Consider the following 22367-nt stretch of genomic DNA (forward strand, 5'->3'; position numbering starts at 1 on the left):
GTTAGACACGGTAACGCAGCCCTTTCGGCGTGGTGTAGAAACCTGCTTTGGTCAGGGCACGGGCAGCTTCCGTGTCGAGGACGTCCTGGCCGTTGACCTTCTCGATGGCCATCTTTTCCGCAGCACCCCGGCGAATAATGTCGACCAGAGCTGCGGCGGAAAGCTCCAGTGCCGCCGGATCCTCCGTGAAGGTCAACAGGGTTTTCCCTCCCCGCTCTGCATACAGGGTTAGGTTCCCGTCGACCAGCACCACGAGCGCTCCGGCCTTTCGTCCGGGCCGGTGGCCGCCGTCGAGGGTTGGCCACGGAAGGGCCGCACCAAACGGGTTTGCCGGATCGGTTGCCGCCAGCGCCACCGCTGACGGTTCAGGTTTGCGCAGCTGGGAGTCTTCCGAGAAGGACCGCAGCCGATCCACGGTGGCAGGAACGGCAAACTGCGCAGCTCCGAGTTGTTCAATAAAGTACCCGCGGCGGCAGCGGCCCATTTCTTCAAGCCGGGCGAGCACGCGGTACAACAGGGCGAAACCGCCCGGTGTGCCCTCGCTGGCAACCGATCCCCGGGTGACAACGCCGTAGCGGTCCAGCAGCAGTTCGGCTGTGGCATGGGCGGAGATGGTGGTGTCTTGTTCCACCGCGGGCAGCATGCTCCAGCGCCCGGCGACGAGCGGAGGAGAGTTGCGCAGCGCGGAGGGCTGGTTGCCGGCAGCCAGGCGCATGGAGCTTCCGGTGAGGGAGGCTCCCGGAGCACGGCCCAGCCTGCCCAGCCGGGCAGTGCGTGCACGGGGTGTCGCGGCGCGTTGTTTGTGTGCCGTTTTTCCTCCGGAGAGCAGGGACCGGACCGGGGTGAAAGTGTCGTTGCTGATCCTTCCCGCCCACACCAGATCCCACAGGGCGCTGATCACGTTGGCGTCAGAGGACTCTGCCCCGTTAGCGGCCAGGCCGTCGACCAGCTGCCGGAAGAAGTACGCTCCGCCGCCGGACAGCAGATCCAACAGTTGCTGCTGTTGGTCCGAGGGGACAAAATCCGGTGCGGGATTCAGCGTCAGTGGAGCGTTTTCGGCCAAATGCAGGGAAATCCAGCCGTCGTTCCCGGGCAGGGATCCGGTCCCGGACCAGAGGACCTCACCGGTGGCGGTAAGTTCGTCCAGCATGGAGGGGACGTAATTCCGGATCCGTGATCCGAGAATGAGGGGTTCCCAGGCAGATGCGGGAATGGGGACGCCGGAGAGCTGGTCGATCACGGTGGCAACCCCGTCGAGCCCGCGCAGGGAAGAGCCCACATTCTGCCAGGCAGGAAGGAAGCGGGCATAGGTCGCCGGATCCACCGGTTCCACTTCTGAACGCAGTGCGGCGAGGGAGCGCCGGCGCAGGCGGCGCAGCACCTCGACGTCGCACCATTCAGTGCCGGCTGGAGTACCGGGAACCGTGATGACACTGCCGGGGGTTTGGTCCACTCCGGCCGCAGCGTCCAAAATCAAGGTTTCGGCCGGGCGGAACTCGCCTTCGATAACGCGCCCTTCACCGGCAAGGCGCTGCAGAGTGGCGGTGACGACGGCGACGCCCAGTCCCAGCCGCGCTGCAGCTTCAGCTGCGGTAAAGGGGCCGTGGGTACGCGCGTAGCGGCCAATCAGGTCACCCAGGGGATCAGCCACCGGTTCGATGAAGGCCAGCGGGACGCCCATCGGCAACGGCACGCCCAGGGCATCGCGCAGACGGGCGGCATCCTCGATGGCGGCATAGCGCTGCTGCCCGGCCACGCCGACTTTCAGTGCCCGGTTGGACCGGACCAGCTGCTCCAGCAGGTCGAGGGCATTGTGCACCCCGCCGCCGATGTCATTCGATGTGATCTCGGTCTGGTCCGCTTCATTGGGCTGCAGTCGGGCAGCAACTTCGGGAACGGTCAAAGGCCCCAGCAGCCGAAGCAAATCGGCGACACCTTCGACACCCCGGACCCGGCGATCCTCGGCCAGCCGCTGCAGTTCCCGTTCAGTCTGGGCGATGATCCGCGCGTCCAGCAGTTCGCGCAGTTCGGCCCTGCCGAGCAACTCATTGAGCAGGGTCGGATCCAGCGACAGTGCGGCAGCACGCCGCTCCGCCAGCGGAGAGTCACCCTCGTACAGGAAAGCACCGACGTAGCCGAAGAGCAGCGACCGGGCAAAGGGTGACGGCGAGGGCGTGGTGGTTTCCACCAGCCTGATCTCCCGGCGCTCGATTCCGGCGGCAATGTCTTTCAAAGCAGGCAGGTCGTAAACGTCCTGAAGGCATTCACGCACGGTTTCCAGCACGATGGGAAACGTCGGGTATTTCTTGGCGACGTCCAGCAACTGTGCGGACCGCTGCCGCTGCTGCCACAGCGGTGTCCGTTTTCCGGGATTCTGCCGCGGCAGCAGCAGGGCGCGCGCCGCACATTCACGGAAACGAGAGGCGAACAATGCCGATCCGCCCACTTCTGCGGTCACGATCGAGTCGAGCTCATCCGGGTCGAAGATGAACAGCTCTGCCCCCGGCGGTTCATCCTCCATCAGGGGCACCCGCAGCACGATGCCGTCGTCGGAGGCCATCGCCGAGCCGTCCAGGCCGTAGCGCTGATGAAGCCTGGCGCCGACGGCGAGGGCCCAGGGCGCATGGACGGGCATGCCGTACGGGCTGTGCAGGACCACCCGCCAGTCGCCGAGCTCATCGTGAAAACGCTCCACCACCAGCGACCTGTCATTGGGCACCACATCGGTGGCCTGCTGCTGTTCCCGCAGGTAGGTCATCAGGTTGCCCGCAGCCCAGTCATCGAGCCCGACGGCGGCCAGCCGTTTGGCGGCGGTCTCGTCATCGGCGCCGGACATTTCACGGACAAAGCCGCCCAGTGCCCGGCCCAGCTCCACCGGCCGGCCGAGGGAATCTCCCCGCCAGAACGGCAGCTTTCCGGGCTGCCCGAACGCAGGGGAAACGAGCACCCGGTCATGGGTGATGTCTTCAATCCGCCAGCTGGTGGCTCCCAGGGCAAAAACATCTCCCACCCGGGATTCGTAGACCATCTCCTCATCGAGTTCCCCGACGCGGCGGCTGTTCTTGCCTTCGGAATCGCCCACCAAATACACGCCGAACAGTCCGCGGTCCGGAATGGTGCCGCCTGAGGTCACGGCCAATCGCTGCGCGCCGGGTCTCCCCGTGATGGTGCCTTCGGTGCGGTCCCAGACGATGCGCGGCCGCAGTTCCGCAAACTCGTCGGATGGATAGCGTCCCGCCAGCAGGTCCAAGGTGGCGTCAAAGGCTGAGCGCGGCAGGCCGGCGAAAGGCGCGGACCGGCGGACGACGTCGAACCATTCCTCCACGTCAATGGAGCCGAGTGCGGACGCGGCCACCGTTTGCTGGGCAAGGATGTCCAGAGGGTTGGCAGGGATGTACAGGGGTTCGATCTGTCCGGCCAGCATCCGCTCGGCGACAACCGCCGTGTTCAGCAGGTCTCCGCGGTGTTTGGGGAACATGACGCCTTGGGACGTCTCGCCCACCTGGTGTCCTGCCCGTCCCACCCGCTGCAGGCCACTGGCCACTGACGGCGGCGATTCAACCTGGATGACCAGGTCCACGGCACCCATGTCGATGCCCAGTTCCAGGGAGCTGGTGGCCACGACGCAGCGTAGCCGTCCGGATTTCAGGTCATCCTCAATCAGCGCCCGCTGGTCCTTGGACACTGAGCCGTGGTGGGCGCGGGCGAGAACCGGGTTGTCATCATCAACGGCAACCTGGTCCGGCTGGCGGTAGCGGATGGATACGCCAGCCTGAGCCATGAGTTGGGCGGGCGGACGTGCTGTGGGGAGGTCCGAAGACCCGGTGGGCCCAGCGGCCGGTTCAAACCCAGCGGCCGCTTCAGACCCAGCCACAGTTTCGAACGCGGCGGGAGCATCAGCGTTGGAGCCGGCACCCTCTGTGCCCGTTGCTGCTGCAGACAGCGACAGGGCCGATGCTTCCAGCCGGTAGGCGTGAATTTCGTTGAGCCGTGCGGTCAGCCGTTCCGCCAACCGGCGGGAATTGGCGAACACTATGGTGGAGCGGTTCGTCTCGATGAGGTCGACGATTCTCTCTTCGACGTGCGGCCAGATGCTTGCCTGCGGCGCGTACCCGCCCTCGATGGTGTCTTCCACGGCCGGCGCGCCGCCCAGATCGGACATGTCCTCCACGGGAACCGTCACGGTGATGTCCCAGGACTTCTTGGCTGCCGGAGCCACCACCTGCACGGGAGCGTTACCTCCCAGGAACCGCGCAACCGTCTCATGCGGCTCCACTGTTGCGGACAATCCGATCCGCTGGACCGGTTTGGGGAGCATGGCATCCAACCGGGCCAAAGTGACTGCCAAATGTGCACCGCGCTTGGTGCCGGCAACCGCGTGCACCTCGTCGACAATGACGGTGTCCACCTCGGCCAGGGTTTCGCGTGCGCGGGACGTCAGCATAAGGAACAGCGATTCCGGCGTGGTGATGAGGATGTCCGGCGGCCTGGTGAGCAGGGTTCGGCGTTCGTTTTGGGGTGTGTCTCCCGACCGGACTCCGACGGTGATGGATGGTGCCGGGAGTCCCAGCCGCTTGGCTGTCTGGGTAATGCCGATCAATGGGGAGCGCAGGTTTCGCTCCACATCCACACCGAGGGCCTTCAGCGGCGATATGTACAGAACCTTGGTTTTGCGTTTCGGTACAGCATTCCGTTTACGTGCGGACGCTTTGGCGCCGTGCTCAGCCAATGGGGCGGCAAGGACTGGTTCGGTGGCGGGGACATGAGCTGCGGCTGTGCCCGCTGAAGATTCACCGCCCGCAGCCGAGGCAATAAAACTGTCCAGCGCCCACAGGAAGGCGGCCAAGGTTTTGCCCGAACCTGTGGGTGCCACTACCAGGGCGTTGGCACCCTTGGAGATGGCGTCCCAAGCTCCGGTTTGTGCGGCTGTCGGCGCATCAAAAGCACCCTCGAACCACTCTCTGGTGGCGGGGGTGAACTTCTGCAGAACCGAAGCTCCGGATGTCATGTGAACCATTGTTCCGCACGGGCCTGACACTTTCGTCTTCCGCGGTGCAGTTTGGCTGCAGGCCGAATTCGCTCAGCTTGCGGAGCGGCGGGAGGGAACATCCGGCACCGATGAACGGAAGTACACGTTGCGCAGAGGCACCCGGTCAGGATCCACGTATGCCGGCGGAACGAACCAGGGAACGCCGGCTCTTACCCTGATCTTCCAATTCTCTTTGTGTACCTCATGATGGTGGTGGGAACACAAGAGGACGCCGTTGTCCGTTGATGTTGGACCACCGCGGTTCCAATAGCGGATGTGGTGGGCTTCGGTCCACGGGCCGGGAATGCTGCAGCCGGGAAAAGCGCATCCTCCGTCCCGGGCATGGAGAGCTCTGCGCATATGCGGCGGGAATAGCCTTTGCGCCCGTCCAACATCCAGGATCCGGCCTTCACCCGAGAGCACAACGGGCAGCATCTCCGCGTCGCAAGCGAGTTCTCTGACGGTGGCCGCAGCCACCGGGCCGGTGAAGGCAAAGGACCCTGGATTGAGTGTTTCCGGATCCTTTGCCTGCGGCGGAGTCTTCTTCCCCTCCGGGATGTTCATGGAATCCAAACCCTTGACGACTGATCCGTATTTGAAGTCCTTCAACAGGGACGGCGCATCAATAGTCACCATGACCTGAGGGCGCAGCCCGCCGCTGGAAGGAACGCCGCCCGTGGCCAAAGCGGCCTTGGCCACAGCGATCAGACCGCTAAGAAGCCGCTGGGGACGGGTCCGCCGATCCAACCGAGATGAAGTCCCGGCATCAGGCGCACTACCGTCGGCATGCTCAGCCAACCGCGGGCCGGCATACTCAGCCAACTCCGGGCCGGCTTGTTCGGACCCGCGGCCGCCCGTGGCTATCGCCGCCGCTGGCGCCGCATCCGACGCCCTGGGTCCGGCAACTGCATTCATCACGGTCAGGAGCGTTTCGTGCTGTTCAGCGGTGCAGTAGATGCTGAGATGGTTCAGCCCGTTCTTTTTTCGACCGGGGAACACCCCTTGGAAGCGGCGCAACTCATCATCGGAGGGTTCGGTTCCGTCCTGGTCTCCCAGCAATACCCACCGGCGCGCAGTTCGGGCGAGAAAGTCAGCGTCGTGCCGGCTCCCCAGGGATGCCAGGTCCGACTCCATGGCTTCGGCGGTTTCGGTGCCGCTTCGCTGCCTCACCTGATCCACTGCCTCGGCAATGATGAGGGCGGACACGGACGAGATTTGACCGGCCGCAGCGGCTCCGGCAAGAACAGGCAGAGCGGCCGGAACGGGGTGCCCGCTGTTGCCGGAAGCCGGCAGTAGAACGGAAGCCAGTTTCAGACGCCGCTGTGCTTCGCCCCGGCTGATCCGTAACCGGCAGCGCATGTAGTCAGCAGTGGTGCGGAACTCGCCACGGACTTTGCCGGCCGCCTGCTGAGCAGGTGAAACCGCCTCGGACCAGGTGTTGTTCCAGGCTCCAGCTCCTTCGGCATATGCAGCAACTGGTGGGTCCTCTTCTGTGAATGGTGCAGCAGGTGCACCAGCCGGACCCGTCGAGCCGAAGATTTCGGCAACCCGGTGGTTCTCCAAGGCCCCGGCACAGACGATCTGCAGGTAGTCCACGGACCGCGCCAGGGCTTCCACTTCGGCCGCGAATTGTGCCGTCTGGCCGATACTCATGAGGCCTCCCGCCTGGACAGACCCGCGGCAGAGAGCACTCAACGCCTGTGCGGCATCCGTCAGTGACAGCAGGAACCCGGGTGGGCGGACGCAGTGAACAGAATCGTCGGCGTCAGCCCCTGATGCTTCCCCGGAGCCAGCCGCTGCTTCCGGCCGAAGGATCGTTTCCATAAGACCAATTTTCCGGTGCCCGGGCTGCCCGGTGAGAAAAGAAGCCATGGATGTGGACAAACAATCCGGCGGCGTCGCCTGTGGAGGACGAGTGTCCGCCGTCGCCGCCTACCGCTTTTGCAGAGCTCCGATGCTCAGCAGCTCCACGTTGGGGTTCTCGCAGGCAAGAATCTCATGGGGGATCTCCAGCGATTGGAGGTCTTCCGGAGGGTAGACGAGCAGTTTCGTTGCCTGATGGGGTTCGCAGTCCTCGCCATAGTTCTCGGCACGGGTTTCCTTCAGGTCAGCGACAACCGACTGCCCTGGTTCCAGAACAAACACCCCGCCGGGGTTGCCGTTTTCACCCGAGCGAACGGCTGCCGCTCCAATCTGCTCATTTGAGGTGTCGTCAACATAGGAGACTCCGGGGAAGCCTGCCGCTGATGCACAGGGAGCGGACGAGACATTCGTCAGGACCAGTGTGCGGTAGACGCTGCCTGCTGCTCCTCCGCCGATGTTGTCCTCGACCTCACCGGCCAGATCGGCGGCAGCGCAGGTCTTGGGCCCGGTTGGTGATGCGGCTTCAGCGGAGTTGCCGGCTGTGGGTGCCGGAGCGCTGGAACCCGGGGACGCACTACCGGCTTCGCCCGTGGATGTTCCGGTGCTCGGCGATACCTCCGGGCTTTCGGAGGCAGCAGACGGCGACGGCGAGGCAGACGACGCGGTTTCCTCGCCGTCGGACGCGCAGCCGCTGACTACAAGAGCTGCGCCCAGTACGGCAGCAGTCAGCGGCCATAACTTTGTAGACGAGAAGGGCTTTCTTGCTGACAACAATTTCCGCGACCGGGTATTCATAGGATCACCTTCTCCGCAAGGAGGGTACGGCGTCAATTAGGCTCCTCAGGCGCGCTGATAATGACGCCGCAAACGTTACGCATTTCCTCATTGCCGCAGCTCGCCAATTTGCCGCAGCGCGCCGGGCATCCGCGAGCGGGCCGAGCTGCCGCAAGAAAATAGCGGGCAGTGATATTCGTGACGGCAGCGGTTATTCGTGGTGATAGGGTCGCCCGCCGGCGATCTCCTGGGCGCGGTACACCTGTTCCGCAAGGATCAGGCGGACCAGCTGGTGGGGGAAGACCAGAGGAGACAACGACCAGATGAAATCAGCGCGGTCGTGCACGCTCTGGTCCACACCGTAGGCGCCGCCGATAATCAACGTGACGTTGCGGGAATTATCCAGGGGCTTTTGCAGGGTCTTTGCGAGCGCAGGAGAGGTAATGGCCTTGCCACGTTCATCCAGCAAGATGACATAGTCGCTGCCCAGCTTGGCCAGCAGACGCTCAGATTCCTCTTTGCGGGCGGCATCTCCCTCCCGCGCGGAATGCGGAATGGAAACCCAGGTCAAATCAAAGGGTTTTTTCAGTCGCTTTTCATAGCGGCGGATCCCGTCCACCACCCAGTCTTCGTGCTTTCGGCCAACCATCAAAACGCGCAATGCCATGTCTCCATTGAATACCCCGGGCCGCGGGAGGGGAAAACGGGTGGCAGTACTCACCTGTCCCGGGCTTAGACTGCCCGCATGACAAACACGAGCGGAACGCGGGCAATAGTCCTGGGCGGCGGGGGAGTGGCCGGCATCGCCTGGCAGATCGGCGTCCTGACCACCCTGCTGGAGCACGGTATTGAACTCAACGACGCCGACCTGGTGGTGGGAACGTCAGCCGGCTCCGTCGTCGGCGCTTCCCTGCGGTTCGGGGTCCTGCGGGAGGCGCTCGCAGCCCAGCTGCATCAAAATGAACCGAAAGAAGGCCCGGCAGGGCAGGGCGAGTTGCCGCACTTCAGTGTTGAGGAGTTTATCAACATGATGGGTTCGGCCGCCCGCGGACCGGGCGGGGAGCAGGAAGCCCGTGCCCGGATCGGCAAGGCCGCGCTCGCTGCCGGCCAGGGACTTTCCGAAACCCGGTGGGTGGACACTATTCGGTCGCTTCTGCCGGCACCGTCGTGGCCCTCCGGCCTGCTGAAAGTGACAACAGTGAATGCGAACGACGGCGCCTTCCATGTTTTCGATCAATCGTCAGGCGCGGACCTGGCCCGGGCTGTCGCCGCAAGCTGCAGCGTACCCGGTGCCTGGCCGCCGGTGCTGATTGACGGCATTCCCTACATGGACGGCGGGATGCGCTCCGCCTCGAACGCGGACCTGGCCACCGGGTATGACAAGGTACTGGTTCTCTCCTGCGCGCCGGAAGCGCCGGACAGCCCCTTCGGCCCCACCCTTCCCCAAGTACTGAGAGCTTTATCGGAGGGAACTGAAACGTTCCTGATTGAAGCGGATGAGGCCAGCCTGTCAGCTTTCGGAACCAATGTGCTGCTCTCGTCCACCCGCCGTCCGTCTGTGCTGGCCGGCCAGGAACAGGGCGCCGCAGTGGTGGATGCAGTGAAGGTGTTCTGGGGTGTCTGAGTGCCGGTATCCGGGATTTGTCCGGCGAGGATCGGCACACGGCTTCACCCGATGCTGTAATGGAAAAGGCGCACGGCCTTCCCCCAACGGAAAATGGTGACATGTCCAGCGATACTAATTCTGCAGGAGCAACAGACCTCATCGATGCCGCGCAGGCAGCGCAGGACGAGACCGGAAAGGACTACTCCGGCCTTTTGCAGGACATGCTTCTGGAAACAAGCGACGTCGAAGGGTTTCTTGCCGATCTGACCCGCCTCACCGTCGACACCCTGGCCGCGCCCGGGCAGGAGCTGTTTTCCGGTGTGACCCTCCTGCGGCCGGGCAGCGCCGGCACGGTGGCCAGTGACAGCGAGGAGTCTCGCCGCATGGATGAGGTCCAGTACCGGTTCGGCACCGGTCCGTGCCTGGAAGCAGCCCGTACCAACCGCACCGTTGTGGTGCGCGACATCACCACGGACCCGAGATGGGACGAGTACGCCAAAGCAATTGCCGGGTATGGCCTGAAATCGATTCTGGGTGTTCCGATTCCCCTGGACGGAGACGCGCAGTGCGGCCTGAATGTGTATGCCCGGGAACCGGATGCCTTCACCGACGAAATGATCCGCGCGGCTGAAGAATTTGCCCGCGGCGCCTCGAAATCCCTGCGGCTCGCCGTGCGCATTTCCCAGCTGGGTGAAAGCAGGGAAAACCTCAAGGCAGCCATGGGTTCACGCACCACCATCGACCTGGCAGTGGGAATCATCATGGCCCAAAACCGGTGCAGCCAGGAGGCCGCAATCGGCATCCTCAAAGCGGCGTCGAGCGCACGGAACGTGAAACTGCGGGACATTGCCGCCTCCGTTGTTGCGTCAGTGGGCGAGAAGGAGCCCAAGACCCACTTCGTCGACTAGCAGCGGTCCACAGCCCGACGACGACGGCGGCGGCCGCCGCCTCTGTCCCCGTCCGGCGCGCGGGGGGACACTGAAAAGATGGAACTTTCAGACAGGGATCTCAACGCAACGCCACCGGAATCCGGGAATCAGACCGATGCCGGGGCCCGGCCGGGCGATGCGCTGCCGGGACTGGTAATCCACGGCTTCGGCCCGGACAGTGGAACCTGGCTTGCCGGTGTGCTCCGAAGTGCAGGGAACTCACGCCGGGCGCTGGGCCCCGAACGGAGACTCGAGGTAGTGGTCCAGGGGTTTGGAGTGCGGCTCCTTCGCTCAGGCCTGGGAGACCAGAGCGCCCTCGACGGGGCCCTCTCGGAAGACATTCACGTTTTGGCCTGCCGGAACAGCATGACCCATGCCAGTATCCAGGCCGATGAACTGCACCGGGGCGTGGAAACCGTGGATGCCGCCGTCGCGCATTTGGCGCGCAGGCAGTGGGAAGGCTGGGCGTACGTCCGGCTGTAATCAGGAAGGTCTCGTGTTCCCCGGGGCGGCGGCAGCCCGGCCTCCCCGGGTGGCCACGCTCAACCCAACGGACACCGTGTCGCCGTCGTCTATCCGTTCCTTGAGACGAACGTCCTTCCGCAGCGGCAGGGCATACCCGCCGCTGCGCGGAAGCAGCGAAGTCTCCCAAACGGTGGTCCCGATCCGGACACAGACAGGAATGGCGCCCCACCCATAGGTGGCTGCGGCAGCTTGGGCGCGCACGTAGTCAGCCGCGTCTTCAGGCAGCAGCAGCCAGTAGAACGGCGCCGGCCCGCGCCACTCGAACACCTCAGCACAAAATGTTGTGTCCACACTGTCGAAGGTAGTTTGCCCGGGTGGCGCAGGCAACGGAATAGCCGGAGGGAAAGCCCAGCCCGGCAACCTATAATTTCGATATGCCAAATCCACGCCTCAAGGGCGCCATCCATAAACAGTTGACCTCCCCGCATCAGCAAGGAGCACGGCTGTGAGCGGGGGGCTAGTCGCCCTGCTGGACGACGTCGCCGCCCTGGCACGCATCGCCGCAGCCTCTGTTGACGACATCGCTGCCGGAGCCGCGAAGGCAGGAGCCAAGGCTGCCGGCGTCGTTATTGATGACGCCGCAGTGACACCGCAGTACGTGTCCGGCGCCGATCCGTCCCGCGAACTGCCGATGATCAAGAAGATCTTCTGGGGATCGCTCCGGAACAAGCTGCTGATCATCCTTCCCGCACTGCTGCTCATCAGCGCGTTCATTCCCGGCGTGATCCCGTTCATCCTCATGCTGGGCGGCACGTACCTCTGCTACGAGGGTGCCGAGAAGGTCTGGCACAAATTCTTCGGCCACCACGAGGCCGCCAAAGAGGCACCGGCGGTAGAGCGGGGGCCCGACGCCGAATCCAAGGTCATCAAGGGCGCCATCACCACCGACTTCATCCTGTCCTGCGAGATCATGGTCATCTCCATGAACGAGGTGGGCGACGCATCCATCTGGGTCCGGGCGGCGATCCTGGTCCTCGTAGCCATCGCCATCACAGTGCTCGTCTACGGAGCCGTTGGGCTGATCGTCAAGATGGACGACATTGGCCTGCACCTGACCAAAAAAGAGTCCGCCGGCTCCAAACGCTTCGGCGCCCTTCTGGTGAAGGGGATGCCCGCCGTGCTGGCTGCCATCACCTTCATTGGAACGATCGCCATGCTCTGGGTAGGCGGCCACATCATGCTGGTTGGTGTCCATGATCTTGGTTGGCACGCACCGTATGACCTGGTCCACGCCCTGGAGCACCCCGTGGCCGGGCTTGCGGTTGTGGGCGGTTCCCTGGCCTGGCTTGTGAACACGCTCTGCTCGGCCGTCATCGGACTGGTCTGGGGCCTGGTGGTCATGGCTGTCCTGCACCCTCTGATGAAGGTGCTGCCGTTCGGCAAGAAGAAGGACGGGCACGAAACCGGTGACACTCGGGCAGCAGTTGCCGGGCACCGGCCGGAGAAGCCGGACACCGATTCCACCGAGTAGACGCAGCGGGTCTCCCGGACAAAACAAAAGACCCCGTTTCCCTTGATGTACAGGGGAAGCGGGGTCTTTCCCATGTGGCGGTGACGGTGGGATGTGAACGCACTACGGGTGGTCCGGGCCGCTCAATGTCAGGGCCCGGAAAACTGCCGGGCCTTGGCTGACCCGCGACGGGATTTCAGCGGAATGAAGACCGCGTAGAACGCAGTCCAGCAGATCCAGAATATGGTCGAGATGTTCCGTTCAGAGAGTCCGGAGAACCGGCGGCGACCCACAGCGGCAATCCCGGAGACCGCGACTGTCACCAGAAGGAACCGGATCATACGGCCGGGAACACTCCAGGCAAGAAACCTCACGAGCGAGGTCCGCTGCAGCCCGGCTGCCCGCGCGTAGAGCTTGTAAGGGACTCCGCGGGTGGGGCCCCGCAGCAAAGAGGCGGCCCCGGACTCGGCAATCTCCTGCTCCACGTCAGTGATCATTGCATCCGTGACCGCAGGAACTTTCACCAACGCCTTACGCGAAGTGTCCGCGGCCACCTTGCGGCCCCACCAGTAGGTCACTGCCCCTCCGGCCATTGCGCCGCCGAGGGCTGAGACCGTGGTGCCGAGCGCGCGTTTCGGTCGGCGCAGCCCCACCCGGGATGTCCACACATCGGGGACCACAAAGAAGAATGTCGCCTCTGCGAAGCCCCAGGAGCCGGCAATTCCGTGGTCCCTAAGGGCGCTCCTGCCTGCTGATGTGTGCCGAGCTCCCATGCACACACTGTAATGAATGGTGAAGCCGAACCATGGGATTGTTTGCGCGTTGCTGCCGGTTCCGCTGCCCGGCCCGCATTAGCCTATGAGCTACGCACAGGGCCAAATGAACGGAAACTGCACTTGAGACAAGGAACGGACAGGCGGGAAATTCCGCAGCGCAGCAGCCGATGGGCGGCTAAATCTGCAGATATTCTTGCTGCGGCAAAACTCACTCCCAATCAGATCTCAGTCGGTTCAGTGTTGTTTGCCGCAGCGGGCGCCGCGGCACTTATTTGGTCGGCGCAGGTCGACGACACCATAATTCGTGCTGTCCTTCTGGCCGCGGCTGCTGCCTGCATACCGCTGCGTTTGTTGTTGAACATGCTCGATGGAATGCTGGCCGTAGAAAAGGGTATGAGCTCACCGGTGGGCGATATCTACAATGAACTGCCTGATCGGATCTCCGATGTGCTGTTCCTGGGGGCAGCGGGCATTGCCACCGCCGGGCTGGTGACCGCCGACCGAGTCGATTTCGGGGTGATGCTGGGATTCCTTGCGGCGATACTCGCCGTATTCACGGCCTACATCCGCTGCCTCGGAGCAGCCCTCGGCACGGGAAACTTCTTCGACGGGCCCTTGGCCAAACCGCAACGCATGTGGCTGCTGATGATCGGCGTCCTCGTGAGCATCGCCGAACCATGGCTCCCCTGGTCGGAAGGGTGGGCGCTGTTCGGCACGCTGGCACTCATCGTGTTGGGCTCCCTGCTCACGTGCACTCGCCGGTTGCAGCGTGTCAGCGCTGCACTGCGTGCCCGCAGCAATGACCTGCCGTCATGAACGTCGGAAATGCCGCCCGGCGCAGCCTCGCGAAACTTATCAGCGCCTTCGCCGGTGCGCGCGCGGTGACGGCAGCCGGAGAATCTGAACTGGATCTCCCCGGGCAGGCCATCTATTACGCGAACCATTCGAGCCATCTGGACTTCCTCACTATTTGGGCCGCACTGCCGGCAGAGCTTCGGCAGCGCGCCCGCCCGGTCGCTGCCAAGGATTATTGGGGGTCCGGGGTGCGTAAGGCTTTTGCCGAACAGATCTTCAACGCCTATTTGGTCGAACGCCACGGCTCCAGCAGCCGCCGCCAGCGCACGTCGGACTCGGGGGTCAGCCCCAAGGGCCAAGTGGAGGGCATGGCTGAGGTGCTGGCCGCGGGGGACTCGCTGATTATCTTCCCTGAAGGCACCCGCGGCGACGGCGATACGATCGCCGCGTTTCACGGCGGACTGTACAAACTTGCCCGTCTCCACCCTGAGGTGCCCGTGGTCCCCGTTACGCTTGCCAACCTCGGACGGATCCTCCCCAAAGGAGAGAGAATCCCGGTGCCGCACCTCTCGACTGTCATCTTCTGCGAGCCACTCCATCTGGATCCCGATGAGGACAGGCAGGCGTTCCTGACCCGCGCCCGGCAGGTTCTCGTGGACGGCCTGGCTAAGCAACAAGGCCCGCAACCTTCAGAGACCCCCAGACAGGACGACGGCGTTTCGGGCCCGCGTAACCAGGCCGGACAGGACGACCTGTGAGCGATTGGGAACTGGGTCTGCTGGACTCGTCGTCACTGAAACTCCTTGGCGGCGTCGTCGTTGTTCTAGCCTTGGCCACCGTGATCGCATGGCTTCTGGGCCGCCGATTGGGCCCCACGAGCACCATTGTGAACCTGAAGCAGCGCATCAACGCCTGGTGGTTGATGGTCGCACTGATAGGCGCTGTCCTGGCAGCCGGTGAGACGGTGACGATTGCGCTGTTTCTGCTGCTGTCACTTCTGGCACTGCGCGAGTTCATCACCATTTCTCCGACCGGCCGTGGAGACCACAAAGTGCTCGTGTGGCTCGTGTTCATCATTCCCGCGGTGCACTACTGGTTCTTGTGGGAGCACTGGTACGGCATGTTCAGTGTGTTCATCCCGGTGTACGCCTTCCTCTTCCTGCCGGCCCGCAATGCACTCGCCGGGCAGACTGCCGGGTTCCTGCAGCGAACCGCGGCCATTCAGTGGGCGCTGATGGTATGCGTCTACGCCCTCAGTTACGCCCCGGCGCTCCTGCAGCTTCCGTTAGCCATGGAGGCAGGCCGGGATGCGGCCGAAGGATCGGCGCCCGGGACCGGTGGGGCCACCGGCGCGCATCTGCTGCTGTTCCTGCTGATCGTGGTGCAGGGCTCCGATGTGCTGCAGTATGTGTGGGGCAAGACGCTCGGAAAGCACCCGATCACACCGAGCGTGAGTCCCAACAAGACGTGGGAAGGGTTCATCGGGGGAGTGCTTTCGGCCACCGCCCTGGGGGCTGCTCTTTGGTGGATCACACCGTTCACCCCGCTGATGGCCGCGCTCCTGGCCTTCATCTCCTGCGTGATGGGGTTCGCCGGAGGATTGGTGATGTCCGCCATCAAACGAGACCGTGGCATCAAGGACTTCGGTTCCACCATCCCCGGTCACGGCGGCATCATGGACCGCCTGGATTCGCTCTGCTTCGCGGCACCGGTCTTCTTCCACGCCGTACGGTTCTTCTACACCTGACATCTGTTACTGATGCACTACCGCTGGACTTATTCTCGACAAGGAAAAAGACCCCGCTTCCCTTTGTTTACAAGGGAATCGGGGTCTTTCTCATCTGGCGGTGACGGTGGGATTTGAACCCACGTTGGCTTTCACCAAACAACATTTCGAGTGTTGCACCTTCGGCCGCTCGGACACGTCACCATCGCGTCAACCTTACCGGGTCGGAGGCCAATGCCCCAAAACGGCCGGGTTCGCAGTCCGAGCGGTCACCGAAACTAGAGGTCGACGACGTCGTTCTTGCCGATGTTGGGGGTGTCGCCGGTGACGGCGCTCTTGGCAATCTTGAACATGGTGGCCACCCGGGGTTCGTCCGAGGCCCAGTACTCGGCGGTATCGGTATCCACCTTGATCAGTGCAATCGAAGGATCTTCGCGGCCTTCATCGAACCAGGCGCTGACCGAGGACTTCCACAGCTCTTCGATCTTGCCCTCATCCTTGGTGATGGTTGCCGTTCCGCTGATGGACAGGTAGCCCTTGGAATCATGCACCGAAACGTTCACGTTCGGATTGGCCCGGATCTCGTCCGCCTTGGGCGAGGGGTCCTGGGTGAAGAACCACAGGTTGCCGTCGGAATCCGTTTCCTGCAGCTGAAGCGGCCGGCTGACCAGCTTCCCGCTCAGGTCCTCGGTGGTCAGCTGTGCAATATCGGCGTGCTCGAGAATCTTGACGACTGTATCCAGTCCGTCCTGGTCTGAACTCATAACTGAACTCCTTGGGATATCGGGTTCTGAGTTAGTAAGCCTACGTATGAATCCCGAGGCTGTCAGCCTGATCGCCGAGAGCCGAAAAAGTCCTTGAGCAAGTTGGCGCACTCCGCCTCGCGGACCTCCGGGAAGACCTCCACCCAATGGTTCAGACGGCGTTCGCGAAGGATATCGAACACCGATCCGGCAGCCCCGGCCTTTTCATCCCACGCACCGAACACCACCTTCGGGATCCGGGCCAGGACAATCGCTCCGGCGCACATCGCGCACGGCTCCAGGGTGACCACCAGGGTGCAGCCCTCCAGCCGCCATTCCCCGACGGCGGCAGCGGCCTCGCGGATGGCCACCACTTCGGCATGGGCGGTCGGATCGCCCGTGGCTTCGCGTTCATTGCGGCCGGTGCCGATCACGGTTCCGTCAGGACCGACGACGACGGCGCCGATCGGCACGTCCTGCGTCGACAGGGCGCCGCGCGCCTCCGTCAGGGCAAGATCCATCCAGGACTCGTGCTGTTCGGTGGGCGGCATCATGGTCCTATCTTCCCGCAGGTTGCGGCCGGGCCCGGAAAGCGGTCGGGTCCCCGCACCGCAGGGGAGGGATCGGCTGCGAGTGGTATTTTTGAAGCATGCGCGTACTTGTAGTGGATCACCCCCTAGTTGCCCACAAACTCACCGTTCTCCGCGACAAGGACACCCCTTCACCGGTGTTCCGCCAGCTCACGGAAGAACTCGTCACCCTCCTGGCCTACGAAGCCACCCGCAACGTCCGCGTTGAGCCCGTTCAGATCGAGACTCCGGTCACTTCCGCCGTCGGCACCGGCCTGGTTAAGCCGACTCCGCTGGTGGTGCCCATCCTGCGGGCAGGCCTCGGAATGCTGGAAGGTATGACCCGCCTGGTCCCCACAGCTGAGGTCGGCTTCCTGGGCATGGCCCGCAATGAAGAAACCCTCGAAGCCATCACGTACGCTGAGCGGCTGCCGGATGACCTCACCGGGCGCCAGGTATTTGTCCTGGATCCCATGCTGGCCACCGGCGGAACCCTCCGCGAAGCCATCAAGTTCCTGTTCAAGCGCGGAGCTGCAGACATCACGTGCATCTGCCTGCTGGCCGCACCGGAAGGCCTTGAGGTGCTGCAGACGGAACTGGCCGACGCCAATGTGACCATTGTGCTGGCCTCCATCGATGAGCGCTTAGATGAGAAGTCCTACATTGTGCCGGGCCTGGGCGATGCCGGGGACCGGTTATACGGCGTCGTGGACTAACCACCCGTTCCGTGAGGCACCGTAACTAGTCAAGAGAGTCGTCCAGTATTTGGACACCTGCCGAATTGCTTGACTCGCACCCGTTTATAAGATCACTTATGGACGGGTGCGTTTTTTTCCCCAAAATGCCCCTGCGGAGGCCGCACGGTACCCAAATGGCGCGCCCTCGAAAGGATGCACCACACCACCGGTCAAAGGGAAGAAACAGTGAAGTAGGTCACATTTAGGCCCAAACGTTCCACATGGTGAGACAAGTGCCGCAATGTTACTTGCGCTACACCCTTTGTTACATGCAATAATCCGTAATGTGAACATCCACACGGCAGCACCTGTCGCAGTCCTTCCCTTCGGCTCAGCCGTTGAGAAGCCGTGCTGTTGTCGAATGCACGCCTGACTGACCCACCCCCCTCTTTCAGGCACCACTCAGGCCCAATGACGGGCGAAACTGCGCCATCTCGACTTGGGCACACCCCCAGCATTCGAGCGTGATGACGGTAATTCACATTGAGGTTGCAACATGTCAGTAGCATCAGGGTACGTACACATCTCACTGCGCAATGCGCAGAACCGGGCCGGCGCAGCGCGGCAGGGCGCCATCGGGGACTTCCCCCGACAGTACGGGGCTCAGGGGTACGCACCGCAGCAGTACGGGGCCCAGGGGTTCGGCAGGCCGGAGACCCGCCTGCAGTCCGTTACTTCCACGAATGAGGCTTCGCCCATGACGGCACCCACCGCGGTTGTAACTCCTAACGGGATTCCGGGTCCACAGTCTGTCAGCAATGACACCGTTGCCCGCGGCTTCGTTATTTATGTGGGCCTGGACGAGGGTGCGGCTGCAGCCAATGGAACGTCGCTGACTAAGCTCGCCCAGGAAGTCCGCGCCTACATTCAGACGCTGTGCCCGGGCGCCCAGAGCCACGCTGCGGTAGCTTTGGCGCCGGCGGAAGCGGCCGGCTCCGATATCGACGTCGTTCGCCAAGCCCTGGGTGATCCCACGGTGCAGCGCCGCCCCCGCCCCGAAGCTGCCCAGCCGGTCCAGACTCAGAGCGCACCCCGGCCCTCCGGCGTCCTGATCGACCTCTCCCGCCGGGAAGTGCACTTGGACGGCGACACCTTGAACCTGACTTTCAAGGAATTTGAGCTCCTCAATTACTTGGTGGAGAACGCCACCCGCACCGTTGGCCGTGAAGAACTGCTGGCCGGGCTGTGGCGCAACGCCGAAGAAGTGCCGAACGAGCGCACCATCGACGTTCACATCCGCCGGCTCCGCTCCAAGCTGGGCCGGCTGGCTAACACGGTGCGGACGGTCCGCGGCCAGGGCTACCGCTTCTACGAGCACCCCGAGGTTGTTGTCTGGGCTGCGCCCGAATACAGCATCTGATGCTCAGGCGGTGCCGGGACCGGATATCCGATCCCGGCACCGCCGATAGACTGGGCCAATGAGCGGCCACCACCTGAAAAAGTTGATGCTCCTGCGGCACGCGAAGGCGGACTGGCCCCGGGACGTCTCCGACCACGAACGCCCCCTGTCCGGCAGGGGGCACCGCGATGCACCGCTGGCCGGACGCTGGATGGTGGAACACAACTCCATCCCGGACTTCATCCTCTGCTCCTCGGCGCTGCGGACCCGGCAGACCTGCACCTGGATCTGCGAGGAACTCGGCGACAAGGGCCCAACACCCAAGCTCGAGGACGGGCTTTACAGTGCGCCGGCCACGCAGATCCTCAGCATCATCAACAACGTGCCGGAGACCGTGACCAGCCTGCTGGTCATCTCGCACCTGCCCGGCGTGCAGGACCTGGCCATGCGGCTGGCCTCGGTCGAGTCCAATGAAGACGCCGTCATGGAGATGGCCACGCGCTATCCCACGTCCGGCCTGACCGTGATGCAAACGGACAAGCCGTGGGCCGAACTCGACGGACGCGACGCCAGGGTCACGGACTTCGTAGTCCGCAGGGCATAACCGCCGCCGGGACTACACTGCTATTTCCGGCTGCAGCGTCTTCAGCGTCCACATCTTGTGCTTTCGCGCCGCGAGGGTGGACAGCACGATTCCCAGCACGGTGTAGCCTGCCAGCCCGAGAGCCACTATGCCTGCCTGGCCCGGGTCGCTGCCGTACAGCAGCTGCCGCAGTCCGCTGACCACATGTCCCATGGGCAGGATCTCATGCGCAAAATGCAGGGGGGTGGGAATGGTCTCCCAGGGGAACGTTCCGCCCGAGGAAACCAGCTGGAGCACCAGCAGGACCAGGACGACAAACTTCCCCACCGATCCGAGCAGCGCCACAATGCCCTGAATCAGGGCCGAGAATGCTGCAGCGGCGAGCAGCAGCAAGCCCCAGGCGAGCATCGGGTGGGCGGGGGAGAGTCCCAGTCCGAAACGGACCACGGCATACAGCACGGTGGATTGCGCGACGGCGACGGCCAGGAACGGAAGCCAGCCGCCCAGGGCGATCTTGAAGGCAGGCGCATTGGAGGCCAGTGCGCGCCGGCTGATCGGGCGCATCGCCTGAACGAGCATGAAGACGCCGACCCACAGCGCCAACGCGAGGAAGAATGGGGCAATGCCGGCGCCGTAGCTGTCCGCTTCGTTCTGCGCGACGGTGTTGACGCTGACCGGATCGGCGATGACGCGTGCAGCATTGGCACGCTGCTGGTCGTCGGGGTTGGGAACGCTGCCGGCGCCTTCCGCGAGTCCGGAAGACAGTTCCGCGGAACCGCCGGCGAGGGTCGTCAGTCCGTCGCGCAGGGTGGCGGCCCCTTCGGCCGCCGAATCTGCGCCGGCGGAGACCTGGCCGGTTCCGGCGAGGGCATCCTGCTGGCCGGCTGCCAGCTCCGCAGAACCGGTGGACAGCGACGCCGTGCCCTCCGCCAGGGCGCCCGCTCCGGCAGCGGCATCGGAGATACCCCCGGTCAGGGACGGAATACCGGCAGCAAGCTGCCCTGCGCCGTCGGCCACTTGGCGCGAACCGTCCGCGAGTGCTTGAACTGAGGCTGCGGCCGCGTCGAGTTGGGCGGCGATGTCAGGGGACGACGTGCTGCCGCCTTCCGCAGCGGCGGCGAGCACCTGATCCGCTTGATCCTGGGTAAGGACCCCGTTGGCCACAAGTTCCGCCGTGGAGGCCTGGACCCGGGCGGCAGCGGCGTCCTGGGCCGCCTTCACTGAGGCAACGGCGCTCTGGAATTCGGAATTGAGGGCGGCATTTCCGGCCGCAACCTGTTCGGCGCCGCTGGCCAGCGTTTGTGTCTGCTCCGGGAGGGTGGCTGCACCGGCGTTCAGCCGGGACAGGCCGGCCGACAGCTCGCCGGCGCCGGCATTGAGATCAGCGGTGCCCGCGGCGAGGGATTGTGAGCCGGTGACGAGCTGCTGCTGTCCGGCGTACAGCTCCGCCGTTCCGCTGCGCAGCGTCTCCAAACCCGTGGCCAGCTCCGTGGCTCCGGTCTCGGCCTGTGCTGCTCCGGCGGACACTTCGGCTGCACCGTTAGCGGCATCCGATAACTGGGTGAGGATGGTACTGAAGCCCGTCAGCAGCTGATTGGCGGTTTCCTCGCCGACTTCGGCTGCCACGGTGTCGTGGACGGAGCCGGTGAGCTTGTCCACGATGCTGCCGAGCAGATAGTTGTTGGCGTCGTTGGTGGTGACGTTCAGGACCCCTTGGCGTGCGGCGTCGAAATCCGACGGCGACGCCAGGGAAGCCGAGAAGTCTGCCGGAATTTTCAGGGCGAAGGAATAGGTGCCATCGGCCACGCCTGCATCCGCAGCGTCCGGGTCCTCCACCTGCTCCCAGTCAAACGTGCCGTCCTCAAGCAGGGATTCGGCAACGGTGTTTCCCACCTCCAGCCGCTCGCCGTCGTCGGTCTGTGCGCCCTCGTCCTCCATCACCAGGGCGGCGGAAATACCGTCGAGGTTTCCATAGGGGTCCCAGTTGGCGTAAAGATATACGGCGCCGTAGAGCAGTGGAACCAGCGTGAGGGCAATGAGGGTCAGCTTGGGAAGCAAGCCCCCGGTCATTCGCTTGAGCTCGGAGAGAGCCAGCCGCAGCGTGGTCACGCGGTTACCTCCGTTTCGGCAGGGCCGGGGGCGGCCGGGGCCGGGTTGTCGGAGGGGTCAGGAGTGCCTGCCTCGGCAGCGATCACTGCAGGGGAAGGTGCGGTTAATGCAGCGTTCCCCGCCCGTGCCGTTGGCCCGTTCCAGCCGGGAGGAAACTGTGCGACGGCGGCAATCACTGTCAGGTTTCGCCCGGCAGTTCGCCGTCCCTGCCTGGATGCGGTATCCGCCGCGGCGGCTGCCACGGCATCCTCCAGTGCCGGCAGCCAGGCCCCGGGGTCGCCCTGATGCCGGTCCGGGGAATCCAGGACCAGTTGGTCGATCCGGGAGTCGGCCAGCGCCAGGGCGGTCAGCAGCCGGATCCGGTCCGAAGCGGGTACCTGCTCCATCCACAGGCCGCTGGAATTACTGAATCCCAGGTCCTCGAGCCAGCGGGCGGGGGAGGTTTTGGGCCGCTCGGCACGGGGAATCAGGGCAAGATCTTCCGCCACCAGATCCTTTACCCGCAGATGCAGTTCGGGTTCATTGACCTCGGGGGAGTCCACCAGCGCGCTGCGGCGGCGCAGGTGTCCCACGTGCCTGTCGCCGTTCCAGTGCAGTGAGCCGCTGGTTGGTTTCATTCGGCCGCAGAGCGTCAGGGCCAGCGCGGTCCGTGAGGAGGCATCGTCGGCCTGGACCAGAAGGACCTCTCCGGGGGCCGCCACCAGAGAGGTGGGAGCAAGGAGATCACTGTGGCGGCCTTGAACGTACAGGGTTTCTGCGGTCAGCATGGTGCGGCTTCTGGTCGGGGGAGCCGCGGGGGTGCCCGGTCGGCTAC

At 64.2% G+C, this 22367-nt stretch carries 20 protein-coding genes and 1 tRNA gene; 10 read left to right on the forward strand and 11 right to left on the reverse strand.

Features of this window, described 5'->3' with window-relative positions:
* Position 1: 1 nt before the first annotated feature.
* The 4 genes from CXR03_RS16405 to CXR03_RS16420 form a co-directional block, all read right to left on the reverse strand.
* Positions 2-5008, reverse strand: a complete 5007-nt coding sequence (locus CXR03_RS16405) for a crosslink repair DNA glycosylase YcaQ family protein (protein WP_258073717.1) — start codon at positions 5006-5008, stop codon at positions 2-4.
* A gap of 72 nt (positions 5009-5080) precedes the next feature.
* The gene (locus tag CXR03_RS16410; RefSeq protein WP_181034662.1) at positions 5081-6682 is read right to left on the reverse strand and encodes an HNH endonuclease signature motif containing protein; all 1602 of its coding nucleotides are present in this window, start codon (positions 6680-6682) and stop codon (positions 5081-5083) included.
* A 279-nt stretch (positions 6683-6961) separates the two neighbouring features.
* Positions 6962-7687 carry a DUF4232 domain-containing protein gene (locus CXR03_RS16415; protein WP_104104822.1) on the reverse strand — a complete coding sequence of 242 codons (726 nt, stop codon included), beginning with the start codon at positions 7685-7687 and terminating at the stop codon, positions 6962-6964.
* Positions 7688-7877: 190 nt separating this feature from the next.
* A complete protein-coding gene (locus CXR03_RS16420; protein WP_104055784.1) occupies positions 7878-8333 on the reverse strand; it encodes a 23S rRNA (pseudouridine(1915)-N(3))-methyltransferase RlmH in 456 nt (151 codons plus the stop codon).
* Between the two features lie 78 nt (positions 8334-8411).
* On the opposite strand from CXR03_RS16420, the gene CXR03_RS16425 reads away from it, so the two are divergent.
* The 3 genes from CXR03_RS16425 to CXR03_RS16435 all read left to right on the forward strand — a co-directional run bounded on the left by CXR03_RS16425 (position 8412) and on the right by CXR03_RS16435 (position 10684).
* Positions 8412-9290: a patatin-like phospholipase family protein gene (locus CXR03_RS16425; protein WP_104104823.1), complete on the forward strand. Its 879-nt coding sequence runs from the start codon at positions 8412-8414 to the stop codon at positions 9288-9290.
* A 101-nt stretch (positions 9291-9391) separates the two neighbouring features.
* Complete coding sequence (locus CXR03_RS16430; RefSeq protein WP_104104824.1) at positions 9392-10180, forward strand: GAF and ANTAR domain-containing protein; 789 nt, start codon at positions 9392-9394, stop codon at positions 10178-10180.
* A 78-nt stretch (positions 10181-10258) separates the two neighbouring features.
* Positions 10259-10684, forward strand: coding sequence for a hypothetical protein (locus CXR03_RS16435; RefSeq protein WP_104104825.1), 426 nt, complete (start codon positions 10259-10261; stop codon positions 10682-10684).
* Here CXR03_RS16435 and CXR03_RS16440 read toward each other — a convergent pair whose 3' ends face one another.
* Positions 10685-11017 (reverse strand): DUF1905 domain-containing protein, encoded by a 333-nt coding sequence (locus CXR03_RS16440; RefSeq protein ID WP_104104826.1) that lies wholly within the window; start codon positions 11015-11017, stop codon positions 10685-10687.
* A 154-nt stretch (positions 11018-11171) separates the two neighbouring features.
* Here CXR03_RS16440 and CXR03_RS16445 point away from each other — a divergent pair, with 154 nt between their 5' ends.
* On the forward strand, positions 11172-12197 hold the full coding sequence (locus CXR03_RS16445; RefSeq protein ID WP_104104827.1) for a DUF808 domain-containing protein: 1026 nt from the start codon (positions 11172-11174) through the stop codon (positions 12195-12197).
* Between the two features lie 128 nt (positions 12198-12325).
* On the opposite strand, the gene CXR03_RS16450 is transcribed toward CXR03_RS16445, so the two are convergent.
* A complete protein-coding gene (locus CXR03_RS16450; protein ID WP_146070545.1) occupies positions 12326-12949 on the reverse strand; it encodes a hypothetical protein in 624 nt (207 codons plus the stop codon).
* Between the two features lie 12 nt (positions 12950-12961).
* Between CXR03_RS16450 and CXR03_RS16455 the strand changes: the two genes are divergently transcribed.
* Genes CXR03_RS16455 through CXR03_RS16465 form a run of 3 tightly spaced genes read left to right on the forward strand, consistent with a single transcriptional unit; the run spans position 12962 to position 15494 of the window.
* Positions 12962-13768, forward strand: coding sequence for a CDP-alcohol phosphatidyltransferase family protein (locus CXR03_RS16455; RefSeq protein WP_258073718.1), 807 nt, complete (start codon positions 12962-12964; stop codon positions 13766-13768).
* The gene (locus CXR03_RS16460; RefSeq protein ID WP_104104830.1) at positions 13765-14505 is read left to right on the forward strand and encodes a 1-acyl-sn-glycerol-3-phosphate acyltransferase; all 741 of its coding nucleotides are present in this window, start codon (positions 13765-13767) and stop codon (positions 14503-14505) included. Before CXR03_RS16455 ends, CXR03_RS16460 begins: the two co-directional genes overlap by 4 nt.
* Positions 14502-15494, forward strand: a complete 993-nt coding sequence (locus tag CXR03_RS16465; protein ID WP_219816273.1) for a phosphatidate cytidylyltransferase — start codon at positions 14502-14504, stop codon at positions 15492-15494. Before CXR03_RS16460 ends, CXR03_RS16465 begins: the two co-directional genes overlap by 4 nt.
* A 95-nt stretch (positions 15495-15589) precedes the next feature.
* Here CXR03_RS16465 and CXR03_RS16470 read toward each other — a convergent pair.
* The 3 genes from CXR03_RS16470 to tadA all read right to left on the reverse strand — a co-directional run bounded on the left by CXR03_RS16470 (position 15590) and on the right by tadA (position 16767).
* A tRNA-Ser gene (locus tag CXR03_RS16470) sits at positions 15590-15677 on the reverse strand.
* A gap of 74 nt (positions 15678-15751) precedes the next feature.
* Entirely contained in the window at positions 15752-16237 is a 486-nt protein-coding gene (locus CXR03_RS16475) for a pyridoxamine 5'-phosphate oxidase family protein (protein ID WP_104104831.1), read from the reverse strand.
* A 62-nt stretch (positions 16238-16299) separates the two neighbouring features.
* Positions 16300-16767 carry a tRNA adenosine(34) deaminase TadA gene (gene tadA, locus CXR03_RS16480; RefSeq protein WP_104104832.1) on the reverse strand — a complete coding sequence of 156 codons (468 nt, stop codon included), beginning with the start codon at positions 16765-16767 and terminating at the stop codon, positions 16300-16302.
* A gap of 98 nt (positions 16768-16865) precedes the next feature.
* Between tadA and upp the strand changes: the two genes are divergently transcribed.
* The 3 genes from upp (at position 16866) to CXR03_RS16495 (ending at position 19465) form a co-directional block, all read left to right on the forward strand.
* Positions 16866-17501 carry a uracil phosphoribosyltransferase gene (upp, locus tag CXR03_RS16485; protein WP_104104833.1) on the forward strand — a complete coding sequence of 212 codons (636 nt, stop codon included), beginning with the start codon at positions 16866-16868 and terminating at the stop codon, positions 17499-17501.
* 517 nt (positions 17502-18018) lie between these two features.
* Entirely contained in the window at positions 18019-18882 is an 864-nt protein-coding gene (locus CXR03_RS16490; protein WP_104104834.1) for a winged helix-turn-helix domain-containing protein, read from the forward strand.
* A 58-nt stretch (positions 18883-18940) separates the two neighbouring features.
* A complete protein-coding gene (locus tag CXR03_RS16495; RefSeq protein WP_104104835.1) occupies positions 18941-19465 on the forward strand; it encodes a histidine phosphatase family protein in 525 nt (174 codons plus the stop codon).
* A 12-nt stretch (positions 19466-19477) separates the two neighbouring features.
* Here the strand turns inward: CXR03_RS16495 and CXR03_RS16500 are convergent, their stop codons facing one another.
* Together CXR03_RS16500 and CXR03_RS16505 are read right to left on the reverse strand one after the other, a co-directional pair.
* Complete coding sequence (locus CXR03_RS16500; protein WP_104104836.1) at positions 19478-21553, reverse strand: YhgE/Pip family protein; 2076 nt, start codon at positions 21551-21553, stop codon at positions 19478-19480.
* The gene (locus CXR03_RS16505; RefSeq protein ID WP_104104837.1) at positions 21550-22320 is read right to left on the reverse strand and encodes an ABC transporter ATP-binding protein; all 771 of its coding nucleotides are present in this window, start codon (positions 22318-22320) and stop codon (positions 21550-21552) included. The genes CXR03_RS16500 and CXR03_RS16505 overlap by 4 nt, the downstream gene beginning before the upstream one ends.
* Positions 22321-22367: the final 47 nt, after the last annotated feature.

The organism is Arthrobacter sp. 08Y14 (genome assembly GCF_002929455.1).
In the GTDB taxonomy this organism is placed as follows: domain Bacteria; phylum Actinomycetota; class Actinomycetes; order Actinomycetales; family Micrococcaceae; genus Arthrobacter_B; species Arthrobacter_B sunyaminii.